Origin of the sequence: Mycobacterium persicum, from assembly GCF_002086675.1 — a bacterium.
In the GTDB taxonomy this organism is placed as follows: domain Bacteria; phylum Actinomycetota; class Actinomycetes; order Mycobacteriales; family Mycobacteriaceae; genus Mycobacterium; species Mycobacterium persicum.
The window spans coordinates 61941-85558 of sequence record NZ_MVIF01000008.1; the positions used below are offsets into that span (position 1 = coordinate 61941).

At 65.2% G+C, this 23618-nt stretch carries 28 protein-coding genes; 19 read left to right on the forward strand and 9 right to left on the reverse strand.

Annotated elements, in window-relative coordinates; all coding sequences use genetic code 11:
* The first annotated feature begins 60 nt into the window (after positions 1–60).
* The 8 genes from BST40_RS04660 to BST40_RS04695 all read left to right on the forward strand — a co-directional run bounded on the left by BST40_RS04660 (position 61) and on the right by BST40_RS04695 (position 7888).
* On the forward strand, positions 61–1017 hold the full coding sequence (locus BST40_RS04660; RefSeq protein WP_083153605.1) for a PDR/VanB family oxidoreductase: 957 nt from the start codon (positions 61–63) through the stop codon (positions 1015–1017).
* On the forward strand, positions 1014–2060 hold the full coding sequence (locus BST40_RS04665) for an aromatic ring-hydroxylating oxygenase subunit alpha (RefSeq protein WP_083153607.1): 1047 nt from the start codon (positions 1014–1016) through the stop codon (positions 2058–2060). Before BST40_RS04660 ends, BST40_RS04665 begins: the two co-directional genes overlap by 4 nt.
* Positions 2057–2896, forward strand: a complete 840-nt coding sequence (locus BST40_RS04670) for an SDR family oxidoreductase (protein ID WP_083153609.1) — start codon at positions 2057–2059, stop codon at positions 2894–2896. The genes BST40_RS04665 and BST40_RS04670 overlap by 4 nt, the downstream gene beginning before the upstream one ends.
* Before the next feature lie 103 nt (positions 2897–2999).
* On the forward strand, positions 3000–4292 hold the full coding sequence (locus BST40_RS04675) for a cytochrome P450 (RefSeq protein ID WP_075546544.1): 1293 nt from the start codon (positions 3000–3002) through the stop codon (positions 4290–4292).
* An 89-nt stretch (positions 4293–4381) separates the two neighbouring features.
* Entirely contained in the window at positions 4382–5659 is a 1278-nt protein-coding gene (locus BST40_RS04680) for a PucR family transcriptional regulator (RefSeq protein ID WP_122526390.1), read from the forward strand.
* Positions 5660–5750: 91 nt separating this feature from the next.
* Positions 5751–7046, forward strand: a complete 1296-nt coding sequence (locus BST40_RS04685) for a LuxR C-terminal-related transcriptional regulator (RefSeq protein WP_075546546.1) — start codon at positions 5751–5753, stop codon at positions 7044–7046.
* A gap of 148 nt (positions 7047–7194) precedes the next feature.
* Positions 7195–7470 (forward strand): CopG family transcriptional regulator, encoded by a 276-nt coding sequence (locus BST40_RS04690; protein ID WP_239988016.1) that lies wholly within the window; start codon positions 7195–7197, stop codon positions 7468–7470.
* A complete protein-coding gene (locus BST40_RS04695; RefSeq protein WP_075546547.1) occupies positions 7460–7888 on the forward strand; it encodes a TA system VapC family ribonuclease toxin in 429 nt (142 codons plus the stop codon). Before BST40_RS04690 ends, BST40_RS04695 begins: the two co-directional genes overlap by 11 nt.
* Positions 7889–8002: 114 nt before the next feature.
* Here BST40_RS04695 and BST40_RS04700 read toward each other — a convergent pair whose 3' ends face one another.
* Complete coding sequence (locus BST40_RS04700) at positions 8003–9160, reverse strand: serine hydrolase domain-containing protein (protein WP_075546548.1); 1158 nt, start codon at positions 9158–9160, stop codon at positions 8003–8005.
* 68 nt (positions 9161–9228) lie between these two features.
* Between BST40_RS04700 and BST40_RS04705 the strand changes: the two genes are divergently transcribed.
* Positions 9229–9837, forward strand: coding sequence for a TetR/AcrR family transcriptional regulator (locus tag BST40_RS04705; RefSeq protein ID WP_075546549.1), 609 nt, complete (start codon positions 9229–9231; stop codon positions 9835–9837).
* Positions 9838–10380: 543 nt separating this feature from the next.
* On the opposite strand, the gene BST40_RS04715 is transcribed toward BST40_RS04705, so the two are convergent.
* From BST40_RS04715 to BST40_RS04725, 3 genes are all read right to left on the reverse strand, one after another.
* Positions 10381–10794 (reverse strand): PIN domain nuclease, encoded by a 414-nt coding sequence (locus BST40_RS04715; protein ID WP_075546551.1) that lies wholly within the window; start codon positions 10792–10794, stop codon positions 10381–10383.
* Complete coding sequence (locus BST40_RS04720) at positions 10785–10979, reverse strand: hypothetical protein (RefSeq protein ID WP_075546552.1); 195 nt, start codon at positions 10977–10979, stop codon at positions 10785–10787. Before BST40_RS04720 ends, BST40_RS04715 begins: the two co-directional genes overlap by 10 nt.
* 421 nt (positions 10980–11400) lie before the next feature.
* The gene (locus tag BST40_RS04725) at positions 11401–12042 is read right to left on the reverse strand and encodes a cytochrome P450 (RefSeq protein WP_244174295.1); all 642 of its coding nucleotides are present in this window, start codon (positions 12040–12042) and stop codon (positions 11401–11403) included.
* Between the two features lie 131 nt (positions 12043–12173).
* Between BST40_RS04725 and BST40_RS04730 the strand changes: the two genes are divergently transcribed.
* The 5 genes from BST40_RS04730 to BST40_RS04745 all read left to right on the forward strand — a co-directional run bounded on the left by BST40_RS04730 (position 12174) and on the right by BST40_RS04745 (position 15895).
* On the forward strand, positions 12174–12617 hold the full coding sequence (locus tag BST40_RS04730) for a hypothetical protein (RefSeq protein ID WP_167381677.1): 444 nt from the start codon (positions 12174–12176) through the stop codon (positions 12615–12617).
* 16 nt (positions 12618–12633) lie between these two features.
* On the forward strand, positions 12634–13158 hold the full coding sequence (locus tag BST40_RS04735; protein WP_075545953.1) for a nitroreductase family deazaflavin-dependent oxidoreductase: 525 nt from the start codon (positions 12634–12636) through the stop codon (positions 13156–13158).
* A 190-nt stretch (positions 13159–13348) separates the two neighbouring features.
* Positions 13349–13516 carry a hypothetical protein gene (locus tag BST40_RS29970; RefSeq protein ID WP_158006316.1) on the forward strand — a complete coding sequence of 56 codons (168 nt, stop codon included), beginning with the start codon at positions 13349–13351 and terminating at the stop codon, positions 13514–13516.
* Positions 13517–13753: 237 nt separating this feature from the next.
* Positions 13754–14470 (forward strand): hypothetical protein, encoded by a 717-nt coding sequence (locus BST40_RS04740; RefSeq protein WP_075546001.1) that lies wholly within the window; start codon positions 13754–13756, stop codon positions 14468–14470.
* A gap of 210 nt (positions 14471–14680) precedes the next feature.
* On the forward strand, positions 14681–15895 hold the full coding sequence (locus BST40_RS04745; protein ID WP_075545954.1) for a cytochrome P450: 1215 nt from the start codon (positions 14681–14683) through the stop codon (positions 15893–15895).
* Between the two features lie 33 nt (positions 15896–15928).
* On the opposite strand, the gene BST40_RS04750 is transcribed toward BST40_RS04745, so the two are convergent.
* Both BST40_RS04750 and BST40_RS04755 read right to left on the reverse strand, forming a co-directional pair.
* Entirely contained in the window at positions 15929–16459 is a 531-nt protein-coding gene (locus BST40_RS04750; protein ID WP_082275286.1) for a zinc-dependent alcohol dehydrogenase, read from the reverse strand.
* 76 nt (positions 16460–16535) lie between these two features.
* Complete coding sequence (locus tag BST40_RS04755; RefSeq protein ID WP_082275287.1) at positions 16536–16961, reverse strand: alcohol dehydrogenase catalytic domain-containing protein; 426 nt, start codon at positions 16959–16961, stop codon at positions 16536–16538.
* A 205-nt stretch (positions 16962–17166) separates the two neighbouring features.
* Here BST40_RS04755 and BST40_RS04760 point away from each other — a divergent pair, with 205 nt between their 5' ends.
* The 4 genes from BST40_RS04760 to BST40_RS04775 all read left to right on the forward strand — a co-directional run bounded on the left by BST40_RS04760 (position 17167) and on the right by BST40_RS04775 (position 20329).
* A complete protein-coding gene (locus tag BST40_RS04760; protein ID WP_075545955.1) occupies positions 17167–17388 on the forward strand; it encodes a ribbon-helix-helix domain-containing protein in 222 nt (73 codons plus the stop codon).
* Positions 17385–17777, forward strand: coding sequence for a PIN domain-containing protein (locus BST40_RS04765; protein ID WP_075545956.1), 393 nt, complete (start codon positions 17385–17387; stop codon positions 17775–17777). The genes BST40_RS04760 and BST40_RS04765 overlap by 4 nt, the downstream gene beginning before the upstream one ends.
* 120 nt (positions 17778–17897) lie before the next feature.
* A complete protein-coding gene (locus tag BST40_RS04770; RefSeq protein ID WP_089025005.1) occupies positions 17898–18971 on the forward strand; it encodes a glycoside hydrolase family 6 protein in 1074 nt (357 codons plus the stop codon).
* Between the two features lie 188 nt (positions 18972–19159).
* Complete coding sequence (locus BST40_RS04775; RefSeq protein WP_075545958.1) at positions 19160–20329, forward strand: AAA family ATPase; 1170 nt, start codon at positions 19160–19162, stop codon at positions 20327–20329.
* A 2-nt stretch (positions 20330–20331) separates the two neighbouring features.
* Here BST40_RS04775 and BST40_RS04780 read toward each other — a convergent pair whose 3' ends face one another.
* Together BST40_RS04780 and BST40_RS04785 are read right to left on the reverse strand one after the other, a co-directional pair.
* Positions 20332–20772 carry a hypothetical protein gene (locus BST40_RS04780; RefSeq protein ID WP_075545959.1) on the reverse strand — a complete coding sequence of 147 codons (441 nt, stop codon included), beginning with the start codon at positions 20770–20772 and terminating at the stop codon, positions 20332–20334.
* A 215-nt stretch (positions 20773–20987) separates the two neighbouring features.
* Positions 20988–21902 carry a ribonuclease Z gene (locus BST40_RS04785; RefSeq protein WP_075545960.1) on the reverse strand — a complete coding sequence of 305 codons (915 nt, stop codon included), beginning with the start codon at positions 21900–21902 and terminating at the stop codon, positions 20988–20990.
* 88 nt (positions 21903–21990) lie between these two features.
* On the opposite strand from BST40_RS04785, the gene BST40_RS04790 reads away from it, so the two are divergent.
* On the forward strand, positions 21991–22710 hold the full coding sequence (locus BST40_RS04790; protein WP_075545961.1) for an NUDIX hydrolase: 720 nt from the start codon (positions 21991–21993) through the stop codon (positions 22708–22710).
* A gap of 64 nt (positions 22711–22774) precedes the next feature.
* On the opposite strand, the gene BST40_RS04795 is transcribed toward BST40_RS04790, so the two are convergent.
* A complete protein-coding gene (locus tag BST40_RS04795) occupies positions 22775–23443 on the reverse strand; it encodes a CPBP family intramembrane glutamic endopeptidase (protein WP_244174297.1) in 669 nt (222 codons plus the stop codon).
* Between the last annotated feature and the right edge of the window lie 175 nt (positions 23444–23618).

The following is a 23618-nucleotide window of genomic DNA, read 5'->3' on the forward strand; positions in this document are numbered from 1 at the left end:
CTTCGATGACATGCGGTTAGTGATCGTGTCAAAGGAGTTCGGGTGAGCCAAGTTCCGCAGATGCAGGAGCGCACGGTCGAACTGATCGTCGCCGAACGCGAAGAACTCGCCGACGACGTTGTTGGCCTGGTGCTCGAAGAGCCGTCCGGTGGCGACCTGCCGGACTGGAATCCCGGCGCGCACATCGATTTGATATTGACCGACTCGCTGGTGCGACAGTACTCGCTGTGTTCGAGCCCGCTCGACCGGCAGCGATGGAAGGTAGGCGTCCTGCTCGATCCGAACGGCCGCGGCGGATCCAAGCACGTTCATCACGAACTGCACAAGGGCGCCAGGATCCAAGTTCGCGGTCCCCGCAACCATTTCCCTTTCCAACGGGCGAAGCGATACCAGTTCATCGCCGGAGGCATCGGCATCACACCGATGATGCCGATGATCGAGGCGGCGCAAGCGGACGGAGCCGACTGGCACCTGCTGTATGGCGGGCGACAGCGATCATCGATGGCCTTCGTGGATGAACTCTCGAAATACGGTGAGCGGGTCACGATCTGGCCCCTGAACGAGCAGGGAATGCCCGACCTTGCCGGCGTCCTCGGCAGCCCGCGTGACGACACCCTGGTGTACTGCTGCGGGCCCGAAGGCTTACTCAGCGCCGTCGAACAGTTCTGCCAGTCCTGGCCGAAAAACGCTTTGCACATCGAACGATTCGCGGCCAAGCCAGATGCGCACACGCCGTCCGAAGACGCCCTCGACAACTTCCAGGTCGTATGCCAGCGCTCCGGCATCACCGTCGACGTCGGGCCTGGCGAATCAATCCTCGAGGCGATCAAGGCGAAAGGGGTCAGCATGCTGGCGTCGTGTATGGAAGGCATCTGCGGTACGTGCGAGGTGGCCGTGCTGGAAGGCAGCCCCGATCACCGCGATTCGGTGCTCGATGATGACGAAAAGGCCGAGAACGATTGCATGATGATTTGCGTGTCGCGCTCGCTGTCGGAAAAGCTGGTGCTCGACGTATGACCGCGAACTACCCCCGGGACTGCTGGTACGTGGCGGCCGTCAGTGACGAGATCGGCAGAGCGCCTGTTGGCCGCCGGCTGCTGGATCGCCGTGTCGTGCTCTACCGGCAAGAGTCAGGCGAGATCGTTGCGCTGGCCGACCAGTGCGGCCACCGCGGTTATCCGCTGTCCAAGGGACATGTCAAGGGCGACAACATCGAATGTGGTTACCACGGGTTCCAGTACGACCCGACTGGGGCTTGTGTAAAGGTTCCGTCGCAGCCCCACCCGCCGTACGGAGCGTGCGTTGCGCGTTATCCCGTCCGTGAAGTTGCTCCGTTCGTGTGGATTTGGCTCGGCGCGCCCGGGCGCTCAGAAGGCCGGCCGCTGCCCGCGCTGCCATGGTTGACCGGGCAGGATTGGGCTTCGTCGGGCACATCGCTTCGCGTGAACGCCAACTACCTGCTCGTGCACGAGCACTATCTCGACCTGACGCACATCCCGTGGGTGCACCCGCAGGAGACGCCGCCGACCATCGGCTCGGTGGCCCCCCTCGACGAAATCGAGGTATCCGAGACGTCGGTGACGTTCTCCCGCGGCATGCCTGTGGCGCCGTTGGCCGACTGGGAAGCGGCGGCGACGTGCCTGCCGCGTGATCGCGATTACCACCGCCGGCATTACGGCACGTTCATCTCGCCCGCCGTGCTGGTGGAAGGGTGGGATCTCTTCGGTGCCGACGGCCAGGCTTTCGGGCAGGTCCGGATTCAAGCCGTGACGCCTGAAACGCCGTGCAGTACTCATCTTTTCTGGCAGTTCGCTCGCAACTACAGCCTCGACGACGAGCAGGTCGGACAGGGGTTACACGAGGTCTTCGAGCGGGTCATGCGAGTCGACGTCGGCGTCGTCGAGACGATCCAGGACACCGTTGGTGAGGCGGGAGCCGCGAATGGATTCCGTGTGTCGGCCGACGCGGGAGTCCTGAAAGTGCGCGGCATCGTCGAGTCGATGCTCACCCAGGAGCGCCAGTACCGCTCCCCCACCGCCGGGATACCGGCGCAAACATGAAAGCGATCAGCACCTGCCTGTCGCCGGAACTGCTCAGTGGCACATCCGCTTTCATCACCGGTGGTGGCAGCGGCGTTAACCTCGGCATCGCGCGCTGCTTCGCACAGGTGGGCGCCGACATCGCGATTTGTGGCCGCACCCGGGAGCGTCTGGAGGCGGCCGCCGAAGAACTCGGTGAACTCGGGGCAAGAGTGTCGACATCGGTGGCCGACGTCCGCGACTTGGAGGCGATGTCAGCCGCATTTATTAAGGCGCGCAATGATATTGGGCCCATATCCAGCGTGGTATGCGGGGCCGCCGGCAACTTCCTGGCTCCCGCGGAGACGATGTCGAGCAATGGATTCCGAACCGTCGTCGACATCGACCTGCTCGGCTCGTTTCACACGGCGCATGCGGCTTTCGATCAACTCAAGGAAACCCGCGGCAGCCTGCTGTTCATCTCGGCGGGTCAGTCCGACGCGCCGTATCTGTATCAGGCACACGTCGGCGCCGCCAAGGCGGCGCTCGACAGCCTGGTGCGACACCTCGCCCTGGAGTGGGGTCCGCATGGCATCCGTAGCAACGCCATCGTCCCCGGTCCGATCGAGGGTACGGAAGGAATGAAACGGCTGGCCGCGCAGGCTGGCCGCCAGGCCTGGACCGACGGCATCGCGTTGGGCCGGTTCGGCACGGCCGAAGAGGTCGGAGCCATGGCGGTGGTTCTGGCATCGCCGCTGGCGTCATTCGTGACGGGCGCGCGCATCGTGGTGGACGGTGGCCTGGCGTTGTCCGGGTCGGGCATCTTCAATCACGCGCTCGCGGTGGCGTCGGCAGACCGCACGCCGGCAGGTGATTGATGATGTCGCAATGTGCCTATCGCCATCAGGCACCCCCAACGAGAGATGTGCTTCCGCCGTGTGCCGGATCGTCAGGCGAATCGGCCGGTGGCAACCTGCTTTCATGACCAGATTTGCCGAACACCCCCTGATGATCACGGACCCCGAATTGGACCTAGCCGCCAGGTCATTCTGGGAACAGGACTTCGAGCAACGGGATAAGGCATTCGCGCGATTGCGCACGGAGCAGCCCGTTTCTTATAGCCGGCCGTACGAGTCGACATTGCTCCCGCCGGATGAGAACACGCCCGGATTCTGGTCGGTCACGAAAGCCGCGGATTGTCGCCACGTCTCCCGCAGCAAGGAACTGTTCTGCTCTGGCCTGGGCGTGTTGATGGAGGACATGCCCATAGACGCCATCAGGGCCACAGCGTCGTTTCTGGTGATGGATGGCGAGGACCATCGCAGGCTGCGCGGCCTGATCCAGCAGGCCTTCACCGCGCGCAATATCCGGAAATTGGCTGACTGGGTAGCCCAGACCGCACGGGAGCGCTTGGACGAGATCATCGACCGCGGTGAGGGCGACTTCGCCGATCTGTACGCGAAGTACGTCCCCGGCCGAATCTTCGCTCACTTTTTCGGCGTCGAACGCGACAGTGAAGAGCAACACGTCATCATGGAGGCGGCCGAGCGGATGCTGGCGTGGGACGACCCGCGGATGGCGCTGGGTCGTGACGCCCTGACCACGCACGTAGAGGAAGCCATGCGCATTCAGGCTATCGCGCTCGCGCAGGCTCAGAAGTGCCGCAAGGATCCGAAGGACGATCTGATGAGTTGGGTCGCCAACGCGGAGTTCGAGGGCAAGAAGCTCGACGACCAAGAAATCATGTCGTTTTTCTCGCTGCTGGGTTCGGCCGCCAACGACACCACCCGCCACACCATCGCACACGCGGTGCGGCTGTTCGCGCAGCACCCGGACCAGCGCGATCTGCTGGTTGAGGACCTTCCCGGCCGGCTGGGCACTGCTGTGGAGGAGGTCGTCCGCTACAGCAGCCCGGTCATGCATTTCCGGCGCACCGCCACGGCGGACACGACGATCGGCGACGTTGAGATCAAGAAGGGCGAACACGTCGTGATGTGGTACTGCTCGGCGAACCGCGATGCTGAGGCGTTCGAGAATCCGGGCACGTTCGACATCCTTCGCAACCCGAACGATCACCTTGGCTTCGGCGGCGGCGGCCCGCATTTCTGCCTCGGCAATACCCTTGCGCGTCAGATGCTTAGCGCGGTCTTCACCGAGATTTATACCCGCATTCCCGATATCACGCTGGCTGGTGAGCCCCAGTTCCAGATCAACAATTTCATCCACGGCGTGCACTCGCTGCCGGCGCGCTGGACGCCTCCAACCCGTCGCTGACAATAACCGACAGCAACCGCGCGGCTTTCGGGCTGGCGGGGGGCGCAAAAGTGCTACGGTCACGTTGTCTATGCGATCTAGGGGCGTAATTGGCTCAGGACCTCGTACACGTCGCAGCTCAGGAGGCCGCCGCGGTCGCGGCATCGATTGACGTGGCCGAACTAGCCGAGCGCATCGGCCTGCGCGCGGTGGCGGTGGTCGCAGAACTGCACCAGCCCGAAGACAAGGACCTCGAGCAGTTGACGGTCGAGGCCGCATTGCCCAACGTGCAGGCGGTACTGCGCGGGTTCGCTGCCTGCGAGTCGCCGTCGGCGGCACAGGCCCCGGAGGTGACCCTCAACTGGGTGTCCACCTTGGCGCAGCGAGGCATCAGTGTCGCGGCGATTCCGCGCTGCTATGTGACCGGGTTGGGGTTGTGCGACGCGGCACTACGTGAGGCGGTGCAGCGGCTGGATGTCCCCGAAAAGGTGAAGTGGCAGTTGGCTAATTCCGCCTCCCGGTACCTGTACGGACTCTGCGAAAAGGTCTGCGGTGACCTCGTCGATTATTACCAGCGGGAACGCGAGCTTTGGGTGCGAAGCGCCGACTCGGTTCGCGCGGAACTGGTCCACGCGATGGTGGCGGGGCGTCCAGTTGATCTGCATGCGACGAGCGCGGCGCTCGGATACACCCTGGAACGACGACACGTCGCGTTGATGGTGTGGGTTGATCCCCGCTCGCAACACAAACCGTCGCTGCAGGCATTGAAAGGTGCCGCCGCCGCGGTCGCGCACAAACTCAAGGGCGTCGAGCTGCTGGTCGTTCCGGCGGGCCCGTCGGTGGTTTGGGCTTGGACGGGCGGCCCGAACGTGACCGATTCCCCGCCCGGCGCATTGTCGGTCGACTCCCCGCTGCTCGCCTCGGTCGGGGGAATCGGCGACGGGCTGGACGGGTTTATCCAGTCTCACCGCCAAGCGCGTGACGGCCGCCGCGCGAGCGGTGTGTTTTCCTACGCGGCGGGCACCGTCGCCCGCTACCACGACACGGTGCTGAGCGCTCTGCTGACCCAGGATCTGTCGGCCGCGGGGCAGTTCGTCAAAGCAGAGCTTGGCGAGCTGAGTTTGAACACTGAGCGCAGCCGTAGGCTTCGTGCGACACTTGTCGCCTTCTTCGAGGAGGGGATGAGCTGGTCGAAGACTGCCGAACGGCTGGGCGTGCATCAAAACACCGTGATGTACCGCGTCGAACAGGCGAAGGACCTGCTCGGCCGTTCGCTAGGCGACCGCCGACTCGAGCTTGAGGTGGCGTTACGCCTGGCTGATGCCAGTGCCAACCTCAGCCCCGGCGGGCTGGCCAGTGCGGGCCAATCCGACACGCAAACGTCATAGCGCCGCCCTGTGGCCGGCTTCCAGTGCCCAGTTCGAGATTTGGAAGCGGCTTCCATGTTGAAGGGGCGCACGTCGCCGTAGCTTTGGCCACATGAGTACCGCCACCTTAAATCCACCCGGCACCGCCGATTTCTGGCCCCGATCCGGTGAAAACGTGCTGCGTTTTCCGGAAGTTTGTTCCATCCGCGTTGCCGACGCTGGGGATTGGTCTCTCGTCGGCGAGCCCCTGCGCGATCAGCCATTGAGGGACCGCGTGGTCTCCGCGCTGCACGAGGTCGCCACGCTACCGGGATTCGACAACGTCGGCGCACTCGACGACGACCGCAACTTCATGAGCATTCAAGCGGCCCTGAAGTCGGCCTACGACCGCCTCGCCGAAGTCGCCACCACCAACTCGACAATGATCGCGTTGCTCACCGAAATCTGCCATCTGCAAGTGGAGGTCGCCCAAGCCCAAGGTAGGCAGAAGCAGGACCGTTACGCTGCCACCCGCTCCGCACTGTCGCGATTGCATGGTGTCGACTCGATCGAGCAAATGCTCGAGCGTGCGCCGGCCGAGCTGTGTCGGTGCGGCTTTGACCGCGCCATCGTTTCGCGCGTCGAGGAGTCGACGTGGCGGGTGGAAAGCGTCCATGTCAAGGCCGACGCCGAGTGGGCCAGCGAAATCGCCAGGGTGGGGCGCGCCCATCCGGTGCACATCGACCACATGCTCATTGAAAGCGAAATCATGCGTCGCCGTGCTCCGGTGCTCGTCCGAGACGCGCAACATGCTCGCCGCACCAATGCCGCGATCGGGCAAGCGTCGCTGTCGCGATCCTATGTCGCCGCGCCGATCATGCCCGACGGACGGATCATCGGCTTGCTGCACGCCGACTGCTACGTCAGCCGCCGGCACGTCGATGACGAGGACTTGGCGGTGCTGTGGATGTTCGCCGAGGCGTTCGGCTACGCATTCCAGCGCACGGCGCTCAGCGAGCGATTACGCTCGGCGCGCAACGAGATTCAACGGATGGTGCGTGGCATCGCGACCGCCGCCGATGACCTGTGCACGGCCCGGACCGAGCTCGGCCGCCCGCAGCCACAGACTGATGGTGTCACCGCGCCACCCCCCATCGCCGCATCACTGGCCGCCAATTCCGGCATCGAGTCGCTGCTATCACGCCGTGAAATCGAAGTGGTGGCGCTCATGTCCCAAGGCAAGAGCAACGGTGCGATCGCAACGCACCTGGTGATCTCCGAGGGCACCGTCAAAACGCACGTCAAGCACATTCTGCGAAAGTTGAAGGCATCCAATCGAGCTGAAGCGGTGTTTCGGTACATGCGGCTCAGCGCCGTGCATGGATCCGCACCGCCAGTGCAGGGACGCCTATCAGCCGTCGCGCGCTAGCGACCCGCGCGTTGTTCGAGCTCACCGACGCGCTGCTGTACGCCGACGGGCCGGTGGTCTCGCTGCCCACGCTGGCGCTACCCCACACGTGTCATCAGCTGGGGCCTCGGCGACTCCTGAGCACCGATCTGTTTCGCGAGGCACGGCCATGCCGATAGTGATGCATCATGATGCGGTTGCCGCTATTATCGGATTCGTGCGGACAACGGTGGTGATTGACAGCGATGTCGCCAGTGAGATCGAGCGCCTTCGCCGCGAGGGGATGGGCCTGAGCGAGGCCCTGAATCTCTTGGCGCGCAGAGGGATGGCTCGGGGGGCCCCACCCAAGACGGTTGTGTACAAGCATCGGACCTCGCGTATCGGCCTGAAAGTAGACGTCACGAACGTCGCCGACGTGCTCGATCTGCTCGACGATGATCGTTGACGCGAATTTGCTGCTGTATGCCGTCGACGAGAGCAGCGCCCATAACGTCGCCGCCGCGTCCTGGCTAGAAGAAGTGCTTGACGGCGATAGCCGAGTCGGCTTGCCCTGGCAGACAATTGGTGCGTTCTTGCGAATCGCTACCCATCCAAGAGTCGCCGAGAATCCGTTGTCCGGCCCCGCCGCTTGGAGATACGTAGCGGAGTGGCTCGCCGTCCCAGTGGTGTGGATCCCACCCGCGACCGAGACCACAGCGCGGGTCTACGCGAGACTGTCCGAACAAGTCGAGATCACGGGTAATCTCGTGCCAGATGCGCAACTGGCCGCGCTCGCGGTCGAACACGGGGTCGAATTAGCCTCTGCCGACCCAGATTTCATGCGTTTCCCCGTACTTCGCTGGATTAACCCGCTGAGCGCATAGCTGTCCGCCGGATGAGCGGGTTTGCGGGACAACACTTTCCATAGACTTCCCGGCAAGTATTGGGCTCAGATAGCACTGTCTTGGTGGTTGTCGTGAGGAGCGAGGTCGGGTGGTTCAGTCGCATTGCTGGGCAATGGCTCTGAGGAAGGCGATCGTTTCGATTTCCCGGTTGGTCGACTCGTCGGGAGTGGTGCCGTAGGCGCGGTTGGCGGACAGCTTGACAATGACCACGTCGCGGGAGGGGTCGACGTAGACGAATTGGTTGTAGATGCCGATCGCGGAAAATTCGCCGTGGTCGCCGTCGGGCAGCCACCACTGGTAGCCGTAGCCGAGCGGGACGGCGTGGTCGTTGAGGATGACGCGGCCGGGCTTCAGGTGCGGCGCGCCGGCGGTGATCGAGGAGCGCACCCACGCAGCCGGCACTACCTGCTGACCGCGCCAGGCGCCCGAGTTGCGGAATAGCTCTCCGATTTTGGCGAAGTCTTGCGGGGTGAGCATGAGACCGGCGAAGGCCATCTCCATACCGGTGCTGTCGAGCAGCCAGTAGCCCGGTGCGGCGATGCCGAGCGGCTCGATGAGCTTTTCCTGCATGTATTCCGACAGTGAGCGGTTCGTGGCGTGCACGAGCAGGGAGCCGAGCGCCTGGGTGTCGGTCGAGTTGTAGCGGCACACCGTTCCGGGTTCGCTTTCGCGAACCATGTTGGCCACGAAGGCTTCCAGCGTGCTGATGCCGGCCATCACCGCGCCCAGACGGATGATGTCGGACTCCGGGTCGGAATAGTCCTCTTTCCACCGCGCCCCCGATGACATCTGCAGGACGTGGCCGATGGCGACTCCGTCGTAGGCCGACCCCGGGGACACCGGGATGTAGTCGCTGATCGGATCGTCGATGTCGCCGATGAACCCCTCGTCGATCGCGATACCCACCAGGGCGGAGATGAAGCTCTTGGCGACCGACCACGAGATCCACTGCGTATCAGGCCCGCCGGTCAAGGCATAGGTTTCGTGTCGCACTGCCCCGTTCTGCATGACGAGCAGGGCGGCGGTATCGGTGTCGACGAAGAAGTCGTGCATGGATTTCGTCGAGCCCTCGAAGTCATAGGTGGCCGGCAATTCGACCGGCTCGCCGTGCGGAAAGGTGAATGGCGCGCGGGAGGGCGTCATCTCCCGCGAGGCCACGAAGTCTCTGAGGCGGGGGAAGTTCTGGTGCTGCGGCGCGCCGGTGAACAGGCCGAGGTCGAGGAGCGAGACAGAAGGGGTATTGGGTTCCATGCTCGACCATACTAGCCGTACCAAATGGTTTGTCAACCGTTTGGTACGGCTAGTGTAGGATCCGCGTCATGACAGAGCCGGCATCGCGCATCGACGGCCGCGCGCTGCGCTACCAGCACCGCCGCCCCCAGCTATTGGCAGCCGCCGCCGAATATGTCCTCGACCACGGCATCGCCGACTTGTCGCTCCGACCGCTGGCTCAGGCACTCGGCGTCACTCATGCGACGGTGATCCGGCACTTCACCTCCAAGGAAGCACTGCTCGCCGAGGTCGTCGAGCATCTCCGCGCTGAGCTGCTGACCCAGATAGTTCGCGACGGCGACCTGAGCGCCGCATCCACCGCCGAGCTGCTGCGAGCGTTCTGGCGTCGACTCGATGACCCCAAAGAACGCCGGCAGTTCCTATTGCTGGCCGAGATCTACGGACTGGCCCTGCGCGATCGCAGCAAGTACGCCGGCATCCTGGAGTCAACCTCGCACGCATTCATCACACCGATTGAAGACAGGCTCATCCGCGAGGGATTCTCGCCCAGCCGCGCGCCTGCCGTCGCAACAGCGCTGCTCGCCCAGATCCGCGGCCTTCAACTCGACCTGGCAGCCACCGAGGACCATGACCGCATCGACGAAGCATTCACAATCACACTTGATGCGCTCCTGACAACGCACCAAAATCCCTAAGCGCGACTGGCCAAGTGCCGTGTCCGGAGCCGGACCGCGCGCACCCCGGCCTATTGACCGGCAATCGGAAGAAGACAACGGCGATCACCGCCTGTGCCACCATGCGCCTGCGGTGCAAACAGATTGGCCACGCGCTCGGCGACGAACTTCACGACGGTGACCGCTGGATCGCGAGCCGCCCCCAATCGACTCGGCAGGCCGCTCGTCTCGCATGGCGGGCTCTTCGACTCGACGGAGCGCCCGGGTTTGAGGTCATCACCGCTATCGGCGACGAGTAGCGCCCGACCGTAGGAATCGAAGCGGTCCGTGAGACAAACCGCCTCTCGATCGCCGTGAGACAACTGGAAGTGCCACAGGTCAGCGGACGCCGGACATGTCGTCGAGGATGGGAACCTACAGCGACCGCCTTTGTAGGCTCTCAAGTTTGACTGCACTTTCTCAAGTTCGGCTGCACCAGCGCTGCACTTGTGCATCGAACTTGAGACACCCTGGCGTGGACGGGCTGCCCCAATTTCGACACTGTCATTCGTCCGTAGCCGGGGGCTACTCGATGCTTCCTGCGGGCACGACCCATCGGCAGAGTTGGCCGGTGACCGAGGCGATGAGATCGAAGTCCGCGTCGTAATGCAGAACAGGGATGCCGAGTTCTTCGGCCGCGGCAGCGACGAGCAGGTCGGGAATCTTTCGTCCCCGCTGGCGGCGTGTAGCGAGCAGCCGCTGAACCTGCAACGCTCTATTCACATGAGCGGCAGTTGTTTCCAATGCGTCGAACGCATCGAGGGATCCCACGAGGAGATCCCATTCGTCGGCATTGCGGGCCGAGTAGCCCACTTCGAGGTCGCAGATGCGGGGCCGGCCGAGTTGCCCACCGAGGGCCAGTGGCTCGACGACCTCACGGACCTCGGGCCGTCCGAGCCGCTTGACTACGCTGGTGTCGAGTACGAAGCTCAGCGCCACGCTTCGGAGCGATCGTCGAGGCTGGCCTTTGCGAGCACGTCCATAGCCGCTGTGATCCGGTGTCCGCGAACGGCCGTTGCGCGGCGCAACGCCTCGTTCACCGTGTCCTTTATCGTGCTGGTGCCCAACTCGGCGCGGGCAGCGCCCAGCGTCTCGTCGTCGATGTCGATCAGATGCTTCGTCATCGCACTAGTATATATGTTACCGGTGACGTATATATTCGTTCGGATAGGATAGAGAGCCGGAACCCCTCGCGACCAGCCGCGTGCAGCAATCCGCCTAGGAAATACGGCAATTCGTGAGACAAACCGGCCGGCACCGTCGTGAGACAACTCGGGTAAAGCGCTGCTCGCGGCCGTGGCGAGATGCCATCCGTGGTGAGAACCTACACATATGTAGGCACATATGTAGGTTCTCACGGATCCTGGCGGAATCTCACGAATGATGGCGGAGTGATGGCGGATCCGCCAAGTTCGTGAGACACGCCGGTTACCATGGGCTCGAAGTCCGGGTGTCGCAGAGATCGCGGAGGGCTCGAATGTCGCTCAGCGCCAGCAGTTGAGTGCGCTTCGACCCGACCCAATTCACACGTCGCCGCGATTCTTGTCACGTGCCGCCTTCGCGCTTGCCGGGCGTGAAGGTGACCGGCATCGAGGTCAGTTCGTTGGAGAAGTTCGATGTCAAGCGGGTGATCGGGCCGGCGAATTGCATGTCGGGGGTCCGTCGCATCAGTTCTTCGAAAAGTACCCGCAGTTCGAGGCGCGCCAGTGCGTTGCCGAGGCAGAAATGTGCGCCGCCGCCGCCGAAAGCTTGATGGGGAGGTTTGTGCCGAGACACGTCGAAACGGTCGGGGTTGTCGATTGCCTCCGGGTCACGCGACCCGGCCGGATACCACATCGCGACCCGTTCGCCCTCCTGTAGACGGCGTCCACCGACTTCGGTGTCGCACTGTGTCGTTCGAGTGAAGTAGACGATCGGTGTGACCCAGCGCAACATTTCCTCCACGGCGTTCGGGATGGCGTCGGGGTTGTCGACGAGCTTTAGGCGCTCGCTTTCGTTTTCGATCAGGGCGCGCATGCCACCGGACGCGGTGTTTCGGGTGGTGTCGTTGCCGGCGAACATCAAGATGCCGAAGAAGAAGGTCGCCTCGGCCTCGCTGAGGCGCTCGCCGTCAACTTCCGCGGCGATCAACCTGGACACCAGGTCATCGCCGGGATTCGCCTTGCGCTGCGCGGTAAGTCCCGTCATGTATCCACCGATTTCGATCAAGGCGCCCAACCCCAACTGCGGGTCGGCGGTCGCCGCGGCTCGAGCCGGAGATGGACAGCTACTTCGATGCTGTAGCGAACCAAGGGCCGGTGCTGCCGTTTCATTGTGGTTTGCTCGGCGATGGCATCAGTTCGCAGACGAACTGGCTCGGTGAGCTGCTGGTGCATGGAGGCGACGTCGCCCGCGCCGTCACGGCCCCATGGGAACTCCCCGAACGCGACATGCTGCTGGTGTTGCGCGGGCTGATGCAATTCGGTTCCGGTTCCGCCTATTTGCGCGCCGGGCTATCGCCGCACACCGACATCTGCGCTGCGATCGACGTTCCTGAGGCGCGGCCCTACGTGATTCACGTCCACGCTGGTACCGCCGAATTCCGCGTGCGCCGTCCCGGCGATCGCCCCGATGCGGTCTTGCGGGCGCCAGCCTCGACGTTGGCGCTGCTGCTCTACCAACGGATCGGACCACTGACCGCCGCTCGCAAAGGCTTGCGCACTGTCGGTGGACGCCGCCCGTGGCGAGCGTTGAAGCTGCAATCCTGCTTCGAACCGATCTGACAGAAAGGTGACGGCTATGGTCCGGGATGTTTTACCCGAAGCGCGGTGGACCCGAAACGACATGCCGCTGTTGCTCAAGCCGTATTACGGATTCGCCGGGACCACACTCGGGTCGCGCTTGGTCCAACGGGTCATCGCACCCATCGATGACTGGCTGCTACGCAACTCCGGGGGCCGCGCCACAATCGTTGGGTCCGCCGCGATGCGAGTACTGGTGCTCACCACGACCGGACGCAAATCCGGACGACGCCGTGACAACGCCTTGACCTACATTCGTGACAACGATCGGTTGTTCGTCCTGGGCAGCAATTTCGGGCAACCCCACCACCCGGCATGGTCGTCAAATCTCCTCGCGCACCCAGAGGCAACAGTGACGATCGCCGGATCGGTGATACCAATAACCGCGACCCTGCTGACCGGCGACCAACGCGAGCACGCCCTGGCGCTCTTCCTTGCGCTGTCGATCTACCGCAGGTATCAATCGCGCACCGACCGCGAGCTCAGGGTGTTTGCGCTGAGACGGCGCGCCGAAAATCCTTAGCCGGCAAGCTAACCCGCGTTTCACCAGCGCTGCTGATCCCGCCACGAATGCCCAAACGCTCACGACTCCGAGTCAAGAACGGGCCGCTTGGGCCGGGCACGGCGCCGAAACCGTCCGCAACGCCATCGCCTCGGCCCTTCACGCTGCCGAACCGCTGTGCCGGCCGTGGACCTGAAACCAGAGTGGCGCGATGGCCCATCATGCCCAACGGTGCGTCGAGACCCGACTCCCGGCCTACTTCTGCAACCCGCACAGCCAACCAACCGCCGAACGTCAGCAGCAGATCGACCAGTTAATCTGCAAACTCGGAGTCAAGCCGATCGTCACCCGCCGTGCAGTCTGCGACGAAACCTTCTGAGACAAGGGATTTCATTCCCTTGGGGTGAACGCACACAAACTCGCGCGCTTGTTCTTGGGCAACCGGCGTCCAGGGCACGGTTGCAGCCGACGGACCTGGGGTTGGCGCTGCTGCGCGCGGGCGACGGTGGCCCCGATTCGAAACCCTGTCTGGCGACGTAGCTCATCGCCTGGATTGTCTGCCATCCCATTGGCGCTGTCGCCCACCGGAGACGACGCCGAGCCATACACTTGCCGCGTGAACATCAGCAAAGCCATTGTCGGTGCAGCGATGGCCCCTGTCCGGGCCGGTGTCGCGGTGGCCGACGCCGGACTCGCCGTTGCGGCCATGGCGCTCGGGGCTGTGAAGCAGTCCTTGGGGGAGGAAGGCCCGAAGACCGTGGATCCGATTACCGACCTATTTCCGTTGCGCGGGGCGCTCGTTGGTGCCAACCGAGTTGCCGAATTAACCGAAAACGACCGGGCGATGGGGCGCGCTCTGGTCCGCGGCGGGCCGGCGGACAAGCTGATGCGCCCGGGTGGGGTTGTCGACCTGTTGACCGCGCCCGGCGGTTTACTCGATCGGGTGTCCGTTGAAGGAACCGCGCTAGAGCGGATCCTGGCGCCCGGTGGGCTCGCTGATCGGCTGCTCGCCGAGGAGGGACCGTTAGAGCGGATGTTCGCCGAGGACGGCATTATCGAGCGGATGTTCGCCGAGGACGGCGTCATCGACAAGCTGCTGGCTAAGAATGGACCGCTCGAACAATTCACCGAAGCCGCTGAAATCCTGAGTCGGCTACAGCCCGCCGTGGAGAGGTTGACGCCCACCGCCGACACCCTCGAGTCGGCAGTCGATACCCTCAACAGGATGGTCAACTCGCTGAGTGGCATCACAGATCGCATTCCGCGGCGGCGGTCGACGCGGCCGACGGCGCGCTCGAAGCGCAATATGGACCAGGATGCCATCGATCAGTGAGCCGAGCGGCTCACGGACTCACCACCGCTAAAGTATGGCGGCCGGCCCGCCACCCCGCTCAGACGCGGCAGCGGCATTTGCGGAGTTAGCCCCGGGCACCCTGGGCCAGACGCGCTTCGCGTGGCTTTGGCGGGATTTCTGAGCTTCATGGAAGGCGGCACGCTTGACGAACGAGCAGAGCAGCAGACGGGTAGAGTCCCGATACTGACAATGACTGCCACCATCGACCCGGCCGAGTTCTTCGGCGACGCGGCCATCCAGGACCCTTACCCGCTGTATGCCCGGCTGCGGAGTGACGGCGGCGTTCATCGCGTCGGCGATTCCGAGTTCTATGTGGTCAGCAGCTGGGCGGCGATCACCGATGTGGTCAGCCGGCCCGAGGTCTTCTCGTCGAATCTGACCGCGACCATGACATTCACCCCTGCGGGTGGGGTCGTCCCGTTCCCGATGGACGGCGTGGGCGGCCGGACCCACATCCTGGTCACCGCCGACGACCCCGTGCACGCCTCGCACCGCAAGTTGATGGTCGGCCAGTTCACCGCCAAACGGGTGCAGGCGTTGCAGCCGCTGATCACTCGGGTATTCGAAACGCTCTGGGCCACAGCAGCTTACGACGGCACCATCGAGTGGATGGACGCCGTCGCCAACCGGTTGCCGATGAGCGTTGTCGCCGACCTGATCGGTGTCCCCGAGGCCGATGCCGACCAGCTGGCGCGGTGGGGTTATGCCAGCACCCAGCTGCTCGACGGGCTGATGTCGGTCGACGAGCTGGCCGCGTCGATGGCCGCGATTGGCGAGTTGAGCGCCTACATTACGACACGTCTGCGGCTGGCCGCGACCAGCCCGCGTGATGACCTGATGGCTGTGCTGGCGAAGGCGTGCGCGGCCGGCGAACTCGACGCCTTCACCGCACAGCTGATCCTGGTCTCGCTGTTCAGCGCTGGCGGGGAGTCGACGGCATCGCTGCTGGGCACCGCGGTGGCCATTCTGTCCACCGATGCGGCGCTGCAGCGGCGGCTCCGCGACCAGCCGGATCTGCTCGGTGTCTTCATCGAGGAGACCCTGCGGCTGGAGCCGCCGTTCCGCGCGCACTACCGCCATGTCCTGGGCGACACCGAACTCGCGGGTGCCGCGCTGCCGAGGAACTCCCGGGTGCTGCTGCTGTGGGGCGCGGCGAACCGCGATCCCGCCCATTTCGAGGCGCCGGACAAATTCCGGCTGGACCGTCCGATTAGCAAGGGGCACATGAGCTTCGGCAAAGGCATCCACTTCTGCCTGGGGGCGCCGCTGGCGCGGCTCGAGGCGGCGACCGTGCTGCGGATGCTGCTGGACCGCACCGAGTGGTTCGAGGCCGCCGACGTCGGCCCGTGGCTACCCAGCGTGCTGGCGCGCCGGCGGGAGTTCCTGCGGTTGACCCTCGGCTGACGTCGGCGGGGCGCGTCCCGCCGGCGTCGAGCCTCAGGAACCGGTAACCATGACTTTCCCGCACTCGCGGCTCTGGGTGAGCAGCTCGAATGCCGCCTCGGCCCGGTCGAGTGGGAAGCGGTGGGTGATCAGTGCCGAGAGGTCCCGCCGGGCCAGCAGGTCGACCGCATCCTCGAACCGAGTCGGATATTCCATGGAGCCGCGGATGGTCAACTCCTTCATCAGCACACTGAGGAAGTTGACCGGTACCGCCTGATAGTGCAACGCCACCACGCTGATCCGCGCACCGGGCCCGGCCCGGTCGATGATGTCGGTGAGCACCGGGTCCGACCCGGACGCCTCGATGAAGGCGTCGGTGGCCGGTGCGCGTCCGTAGGGCAGCGATCGGGTTCCGTGCAGGCGTCCCCGTTCGCGCCACACCTTCGTCTGGTTCGGATCAATTGCCGCCGACGCGCCGAGGAGCTCGGCGAGCCGCCGTCGCTTGGCCGACGGATCCACCCCGACGATCCCGCTCAGTCCACGGTCCGCCAGGGTGGTGATCGCAGCCAACCGATTGGGCCGCAACCGAACACCGCGGCAGTGTCAGCGGGAGAGACATCGGCCTGCTCGGCGGCGTGCATTCCCACCGCGACCGGTTCCGTCAGGGCCGCGACATCCATCGCCATGCCGTCGGGAATCCCGATGAGCCGTCCTCCGGCCGCGGCCTCCCGGACCAGCACCACATCGGCCAGGCCGCCGACGGCGCTGCCCCGCCGATCCGGCCCAATACATCGTTGCCGGGATGGACCACAACCCGCTGGCCCGGTGCCAGCCCGGCGACCTCGGCCCCGACCTGCCGCACCACCCCGGCAAACTCATGCCCGAGTGGCATCGGCGCCCCGCCCGGTCCGGCGAGTCCGCCGAGGCGGATGTAGGTGAGGTCGCTACCACAGATGCCGCAGGCGTGGACCTCCACGAGAGCGTCCCGCGGACCGCAGGGCGCCAAGTCCACGCGATCGAGCGATATGCTCCCCGGCGAATGGACGCGAACCTGCCGGGTAGTGGGTAATGGTGGCACGGACGTCATGCGCCCGCGAGACTATGCGCAACGCTGTCGCCGGACAAGGTCCGTCTGGTGTCCGGGGAACGGGGTCGGAACCGCGCTGCCCCGGATCAACGGTCCCCCCAATCTGCGCTCCATCCGGGTTGGCGGCTGCGGTGCTGCCCGGAACGGTGCCGGCAGCGAAATCCTGCTGTATACAGCATCTCGCGAACTGACGTATGTTCGGAGCATGAAGCGACTCCAGATCTACATCGAGGAGGAGATGGACCGAGCGCTAGGAGTCGAGGCACGACGTACGCGGAAGTCGAAAGCGGCGCTTATCCGAGAGTACGTGGCCGAACGCCTCCGACAACCTGGTCCAGATCCGGTCGATGCCTTCATCGGATCGTTCGACGGGGGAGCCGACTTGTCTGCATCCGTTGACGATGTGCTGTACGGAAAGCGCGAATGATCTTCGCTGACACATCCTTTTGGGCGGCGCTGGGCAACGCCAAAGATGCCCGGCACGAGATCGCGAAGAATCTGTGTGCCAGCAAGCCACCAGTTGTTCTGACCTCTAACCACGTCTTGGGCGAGACCTGGACACTGCTGAACCGCCGCAGAGGTCATCGGGCCGCCGTCGGCGCCGCCGCGATCCGCTTCAGCGCGGTCGTTCGCGTCGAGCACATCACCGCCGATCTCGAGGAACAGGCTTGGGACTGGCTGGCCCGGCATGACGAGCGAGAGTACTCGTTCGTGGACGCGACGAGTTTCGCACTGATGCGCAGGAAAGGCATCCGTAATGCATATGCATTCGACGATGATTTCAGCGCAGCCGGATTCGTCGAACTAAGACCGTGAATGCCGGTCGTCTCGAATTTCGAATCGCGAGAAAGCCAGATCCCCCTCCGCCGGCGACGTGCCAGTCGCGGAAGACGCGGCGACGGGTGAGAAAAGCTCGGGTGACCCGTTACGAGATAGATGGGCGCCCGCAGCCGTCGTCGAGGATTGGCGTTTCTTACGTCGCGGCACTATTTTACTGGCGTGATGTCAATAGCTGCAGGTGCTGTCGCTCGGTGGATCACCCCTTTTGTGGCGGTTGCGGCCGTTGCCGGCCTGGTTTCTGCCGGTGCCGTGCATGTCGGTGCCGCCCCTGAGGTGCGTCTGGTCGATGCGGGAAACCCGCTGGCTGGACAGCCTTTCTACGTGGACCCGGCGTCGGCGGCCATGGCCGCCGCGCGCAACGCCAATCCGCCGAGTCCGCAGCTGACCGCCGTCGCCAATACCCCGCAGGCGTACTGGCTTGACCAGGCATTTCCAGCCGGTTCGGTAGGCGCGAGGGTCGCCGGATACACCGGCGCGGCACAGGCTGCCGGCAGCGTGCCGATTTTCGCGCTCTACGGAATTCCGCATCGCGACTGCGGTAGTTACGCGTCCGGCGGGTTCGCGTCGGGGGCGGACTACCGCCAGTGGATCGACAGCATTTCGTCCGGCCTGGGCGGCTCGCCGGCGGCGATCATCGTCGAACCCGATGCACTCGACATGGCCGACTGCCTGTCGGCTGACCAGCGCCAGGAACGCTTCGATCTGATCCGCTACGCGGTGGACACCCTGACCCGCGATCCGGCCGCGGCCGTATATGTCGACGGCGGACATTCGCGGTGGTTGAGTGCCGAGGAAATCGCCGCCAGGCTCAACCAGGCCGGTGTCGGCCATGCTCGAGGGTTCAGTCTCAACGTCTCGAACTTTTTCAGCACCGACGAGGAAATCGGTTACGGCGAGGCGATTTCGGGGATGACGAACGGTGCACACTACGTGATCGACACCTCGCGCAACGGCGCCGGACCTGCGCCCGACTCCGCACTGAGCTGGTGCAACCCCGGCGGGCGTGCTCTCGGCACCCCGCCCACCACGGCGACTGCGGGCGCGCACGCCGACGCCTATCTGTGGGTCAAACGTCCCGGCGAATCCGACGGATCATGCAACGGGGGCCCTTCGGCGGGTCACTTCGTGAGCCAGTACGCCATCGATCTCGCCCAAAACGCGGGCCAATAGGACCACCCGGGTAGCGCGCGGTCACTGTACCCGTGGGTGGTCAGGCGCGACGATACGGCCGAGTCAGCGTCGACCGGGAAACGTCGAAGAAGGCGGCCGTTCAGCAAGCGGCGGTTGGCCGAGGGTCGCAACAAGCGTTTCGGGGACCTATCCGTGGGACGGCGTGGACATTGGATTAGCGTGGCCAGGTGCTGGGTACGGTCGCGGTGGAGAATTACCGCTCGCTGCGCCAGCTGGTCGTTCCGTTACGCCAGCTCAACGTCGTAACCGGTGCCAACGGCACCGGCAAGTCCAACCTGTATCGAGCGTTGCGCCTGCTGGCGGACTCGGCCCGCAACGGCGCGGTGGCTGCGCTGGCCCGCGAAGGCGGGTTGCGCTCAACGATATGGGCCGGGCCGGCGGTGATCGGTAAGTCGGTGCGCCAAGGGCGTCATCGGGTTCAGGGCACGGTGCGAACGGAGTCGGTCAGCCTGAAGCTGGGCTTTGCCGGTGACGAATTCGGCTATGCACTGGACCTCGGACTGCCCACTGCCACGCGCACGGAGTTCGGGCTCGATCCGGAGGTCAAAGTCGAGGCGCTGTGGGTCGGTCCGGTGTGGCGCCCCGCCACGGTGATTGCTCAGCGCGGTGGCCCGACCGCACGGGTGCGAGACGGTGACGGTGGCTGGCATGTGATCGCCGACGTGCTGCGGCCTTTCGACTCGATGCTCAGTGAGCTGGCTGACCCGGTGCGGGCGCCGGAGTTGATGCAGCTGCGGGAGCGGATGCGCAACTGGCGGTTTTACGACCAGCTGCGCACCGACACCGACGCGCCCGCGCGGCAACCCCGAATCGGCACGCGCACACCGGTATTGGGTAACGACGGTGCGGATTTGGCCGCAGCCTTGCAAACGATTCGAGAGATCGGCGACGATGAGGCGCTCAGTGATGCCGTCGAACGCGCGTTTCCGGGCAGCAGTGTCGATATCCGCAATGCCGAGGGCCGCTTCGAACTCGTGCTGCACCAGCCCGGGATGCTGCGGCCACTGGGCGCTGCCGAGTTGTCCGACGGCACACTGCGATATCTGCTTTGGGCCGCAGCCCTGCTGACGCCACGTCCACCTCAGCTGCTGGTGCTCAACGAACCCGAGACCAGCTTGCACCCCGAGTTGTTGCCCGCCTTGGCATCGTTGATCGCCACCGCGTCCGAGCACAGCCAAATTGTCGTCGTCACCCACTCCGAGCCGCTTGTCGCGACCCTGCAACAGGCCGCGGACGTGCACACCGTCCGTCTGACCAAAGAACTCGGCGAGACCCGCATTGCCGGCCAGCGTCTGCTCGACCAACCGCCATGGCATTGGCCGCCGCGCTACCGCTAGAGCTAGCCTCGGTTGCTACCACCGGCCTGCACGTGAATGTTCCTGGCGCCCTTGGCGTTGCGCAGGCCGGAGCAGTTCACGCAGCCGACGCAGCCGACACAGTCGGTACAACGCACACATCCGACACAGGCCACGCACCGGGCGCAGGCGACGCATGCCAAGCATGCCACGCATTCCCGGACGGCTATGCACAGCACACTCAGCGCGCTGGCAATCACCGCGACACTGCCCGCGATAGCCGCCGACCCGGCGACCGCGACACTACCCGCGGTGGCGACCGAACCCGCCACTGCGACACTGCCCGCGGTTGCCCCCGACCCGGCGACGGCGGCGCTCCCGGCGGTCGCGATGGAGCCCGCGACGGCCACACTGTCGCTACTGGCCAGCGAACCGACGATGGTGTCAGTGTCGGCGGTGACCGCCGAGTCCCAGGGAATTACCATGCGCCCATCTTCGCAGTTACCTTCCCGCTGCGGTGCCGCTCGGGACCTTCGACCCCTGCACACGCGTGACGTTGGACTGGCGAGGTGGCTGAAGCCGACCGTAGCGTGACCGCAGCGATCGACGGGGAGAGGCAGGCTCCGGGTTCTTCGCTAGCACACAACCGCAGCCCTACCACCGCGTTAAGCAGCAGCGCGTGTTCCCGATCCCGCCGCACCTACCGCCGCTGGGGGACCGGTATCCGAGCCAGGTCCTCCGCGATGACCAGGTCGCCATCGAAAACCTCAGCCGCCTCGTCGCGGTAACACCGGGCGTCGGGGTAGCGCTGGGAGAAGTGCGTCAGCACCAGCCGCCGTACCCCGCACTCTGCTGCCACCCGCGCCGCCTGCCGCGCGGTCAGATGCCCGTAATGTGCGGCCAAGTCCGAGTCCTCGCTCAGGAAGGTCGCCTCGATCACCAATAGGTCCACGCCCTCAGCCAGAGCGTAGACCGCGTCGCACAACCGGGTATCCATCACGAAGGCGAATCGCTGGCCACGGCGTGCCTCACTGACTTCTGACAAATCGACGGTGCGCCCGTCGATGTGGACCGACCCGGCCCGGTGCAACTCGCCCACCGCGGGCCCGGCGATGCCAAAGCGCGCCAGCAGTTCGGGCACGAACCGTCGACCGTCGGGCTCGATCAGTCGGTAGCCGATCGCGTCGACGGAATGATCGAGCTTTCGTGCTTCCAAGACTCCGAACGCTCCCGTCGCCACCGGGCCGTCTGCGGCAACCGGCTCTGCATGCACGTTGGCGCGGTCGTGGAAAATGCAGGCGTGGTGCAGCCGCGCGAAGAACTGTCGCCCCGAGGCCGGGAAGTAGGCGTGCACCCGGTGTTGTGCGTCGTCGAGCGAGAGCCGTTGCACCACGCCGGGCACGCCCAGGCAGTGGTCGCCGTGAAAGTGCGTAAGACATAGCCGCGTCACGGCGGTGAGGGGCACACCGGCGAGCAGCATTTGCCGTTGAGTCCCCTCGCCGGGGTCGAACAGCAGCCGCTCCTCGTCCCAGCGCAGCAGATAGCCGTTGTGATTGCGGTGCCGGGTAGGCACCTGACTCGAGGTGCCGAGCACAATCAGCTCCCGGACTGACACAGTCCGAGACTACGGCCCGCTAAGAATTTCGTCGCCCGCCGCAGGCAGAAGCTGGTGACATCCGGCGTCCTCGTCCTATCGTCGAGCCGTGACGATCAGCTACGACGACGCGTTACGGGAGCAGATCCGGGTACACCTGGCCGGCCACGACCGCCGCGCGGTGACCGACCCGACCAAGCGCCACGCTGCCGTCGCGGTGCTGCTGGTCGACTCCGAGGTCGGTGAGGACGGGGTGGATCCGGTGCCGGCGGACGAGCGGATCGCCGGCTGGCCACCGCCCGAGTACGGCCTTGACGCCCGGATGGTAGACGCGTCTGGCGGCGCCGCTTTTCTCTTGTGCCGCAGAGCATCTCGCCTCACTTCGCATGCCGCGCAGTGGGCGCTGCCCGGAGGCCGGGTGGATCGGGGGGAAAGCGCGGTCGATGCCGCACTGCGGGAACTCGACGAAGAGGTCGGCATCCGATTGTCCGACTCGACGGTGCTCGGCCTGCTCGACGACTACCCGACGCGGTCCGGATACGTCATCACCCCGGTGGTGATCTGGGGTGGCGGGCGGCTGCAGCCCCGCCCCGCGCCCGACGAGGTGATGGCGGTGTACCGGGTGGGGCTTCACCAACTGCAGCGCGACGACTCGCCGCGATTCATCACGATCCCGGAGAGCCCGCGGCCGGTCGTGCAAATCCCGTTGGGCAACCACCTGATCCACGCGCCCACGGGTGCGGTGCTGCTGCAACTGCGGTGGCTTGGCCTGGAAGGCCGCCCCGATCCGGTCGACGAGTTCGAGCAACCGGTATTCGCCTGGAAGTAGGAGGCACGCCGGCGATCGCCTGAAATCCGTGGTCGCCCTGAGGATTGCGAGCCCGGGGTTTGCCTCACTGCATCGGAATGACCCCAGCCACACCAAGCATCAAGATGATGCCCGGCAACAGGTTGGTCACCTGGTGCGCGACGATGCTGGCCAACAGGCCACCGGAATACAACCGCGCCAGTGCGATCGGGATCGCCACCACCACCAATAGCGGAGCTCGGGTGAACTCGAGATGAGCCAGCGCGAACACCACGGTGGTTATCACCAGCGCAGCCCACCGCCCCCAGCGCCGATCCACCGCTCCCCAGAGCAGCCCCCGAAAGATGACCTCCTCGCCCAGCGGCCCGACGAACACCACAAGCGCAAACACGGCCACCGCCCATGGCCAGGAAGCCTGGACGCCACTGAAGACGCTGGCGACAGCGGATTTCGCGCCCGGACCGGTGACCTTGGCGTAGAGCACCGAGGCGGGCACCGTGACGAACAGCCCGCCGAAACCGAACAGCAATCCCAGCCTCACACCGTGCCACGACCAGTGCAGCTTCAGGTCGGTGCGGGGACCATTGCCGCGCAGCGTCGTGATGAGCACGGCCAGCCCGGCCGCGATCACGGTGGGGGCTCCCACCGCCAGTGCAAGCATTCCCGCAGACAACGGGCCCCTACCGGCGAGGACGACGACGAATGCGGCCGAGGACAGCAAGTAGACCAGCCCCACCAGCAAGAAGGCGCCCAGACCCCAGCGAGGTGCCGAATCGGAAACCGGTGCCGAAAACCCTAACGGCCCTGGCGCAGCCGTCTCATCGACGCGATCTGTTTCCACGGCCGTGACGCTACCGCTTCCCGTCAGCGCGGGCACGTCACGGCCTGGACAGGCAGCCGGTCCGCAAGATCGGCGAGTCGAACGCACC

What these genes read in the sequence shown, in the direction of transcription:
- BST40_RS04660 (WP_083153605.1), top strand. Translation starts at nt 61, where the DNA reads ATGCAGGAGCGCACGGTCGAACTGATCGTCGCCGAACGCGAAGAACTC.
- BST40_RS04665 (WP_083153607.1), top strand. Translation starts at nt 1,014, where the DNA reads ATGACCGCGAACTACCCCCGGGACTGCTGGTACGTGGCGGCCGTCAGT.
- BST40_RS04670 (WP_083153609.1), top strand. Translation starts at nt 2,057, where the DNA reads ATGAAAGCGATCAGCACCTGCCTGTCGCCGGAACTGCTCAGTGGCACA.
- BST40_RS04675 (WP_075546544.1), top strand. Translation starts at nt 3,000, where the DNA reads ATGACCAGATTTGCCGAACACCCCCTGATGATCACGGACCCCGAATTG.
- BST40_RS04685 (WP_075546546.1), top strand. Translation starts at nt 5,751, where the DNA reads ATGAGTACCGCCACCTTAAATCCACCCGGCACCGCCGATTTCTGGCCC.
- BST40_RS04690 (WP_239988016.1), top strand. Translation starts at nt 7,195, where the DNA reads ATGCCGATAGTGATGCATCATGATGCGGTTGCCGCTATTATCGGATTC.
- BST40_RS04695 (WP_075546547.1), top strand. Translation starts at nt 7,460, where the DNA reads ATGATCGTTGACGCGAATTTGCTGCTGTATGCCGTCGACGAGAGCAGC.
- BST40_RS04700 (WP_075546548.1), bottom strand. Translation starts at nt 9,160, where the DNA reads ATGGAACCCAATACCCCTTCTGTCTCGCTCCTCGACCTCGGCCTGTTC.
- BST40_RS04705 (WP_075546549.1), top strand. Translation starts at nt 9,229, where the DNA reads ATGACAGAGCCGGCATCGCGCATCGACGGCCGCGCGCTGCGCTACCAG.
- BST40_RS04720 (WP_075546552.1), bottom strand. Translation starts at nt 10,979, where the DNA reads ATGACGAAGCATCTGATCGACATCGACGACGAGACGCTGGGCGCTGCC.
- BST40_RS04725 (WP_244174295.1), bottom strand. Translation starts at nt 12,042, where the DNA reads ATGACGGGACTTACCGCGCAGCGCAAGGCGAATCCCGGCGATGACCTG.
- BST40_RS04735 (WP_075545953.1), top strand. Translation starts at nt 12,634, where the DNA reads ATGGTCCGGGATGTTTTACCCGAAGCGCGGTGGACCCGAAACGACATG.
- BST40_RS29970 (WP_158006316.1), top strand. Translation starts at nt 13,349, where the DNA reads ATGGCCCATCATGCCCAACGGTGCGTCGAGACCCGACTCCCGGCCTAC.
- BST40_RS04745 (WP_075545954.1), top strand. Translation starts at nt 14,681, where the DNA reads ATGACTGCCACCATCGACCCGGCCGAGTTCTTCGGCGACGCGGCCATC.
- BST40_RS04755 (WP_082275287.1), bottom strand. Translation starts at nt 16,961, where the DNA reads ATGACGTCCGTGCCACCATTACCCACTACCCGGCAGGTTCGCGTCCAT.
- BST40_RS04760 (WP_075545955.1), top strand. Translation starts at nt 17,167, where the DNA reads ATGAAGCGACTCCAGATCTACATCGAGGAGGAGATGGACCGAGCGCTA.
- BST40_RS04765 (WP_075545956.1), top strand. Translation starts at nt 17,385, where the DNA reads ATGATCTTCGCTGACACATCCTTTTGGGCGGCGCTGGGCAACGCCAAA.
- BST40_RS04770 (WP_089025005.1), top strand. Translation starts at nt 17,898, where the DNA reads ATGGGCGCCCGCAGCCGTCGTCGAGGATTGGCGTTTCTTACGTCGCGG.
- BST40_RS04780 (WP_075545959.1), bottom strand. Translation starts at nt 20,772, where the DNA reads ATGGTAATTCCCTGGGACTCGGCGGTCACCGCCGACACTGACACCATC.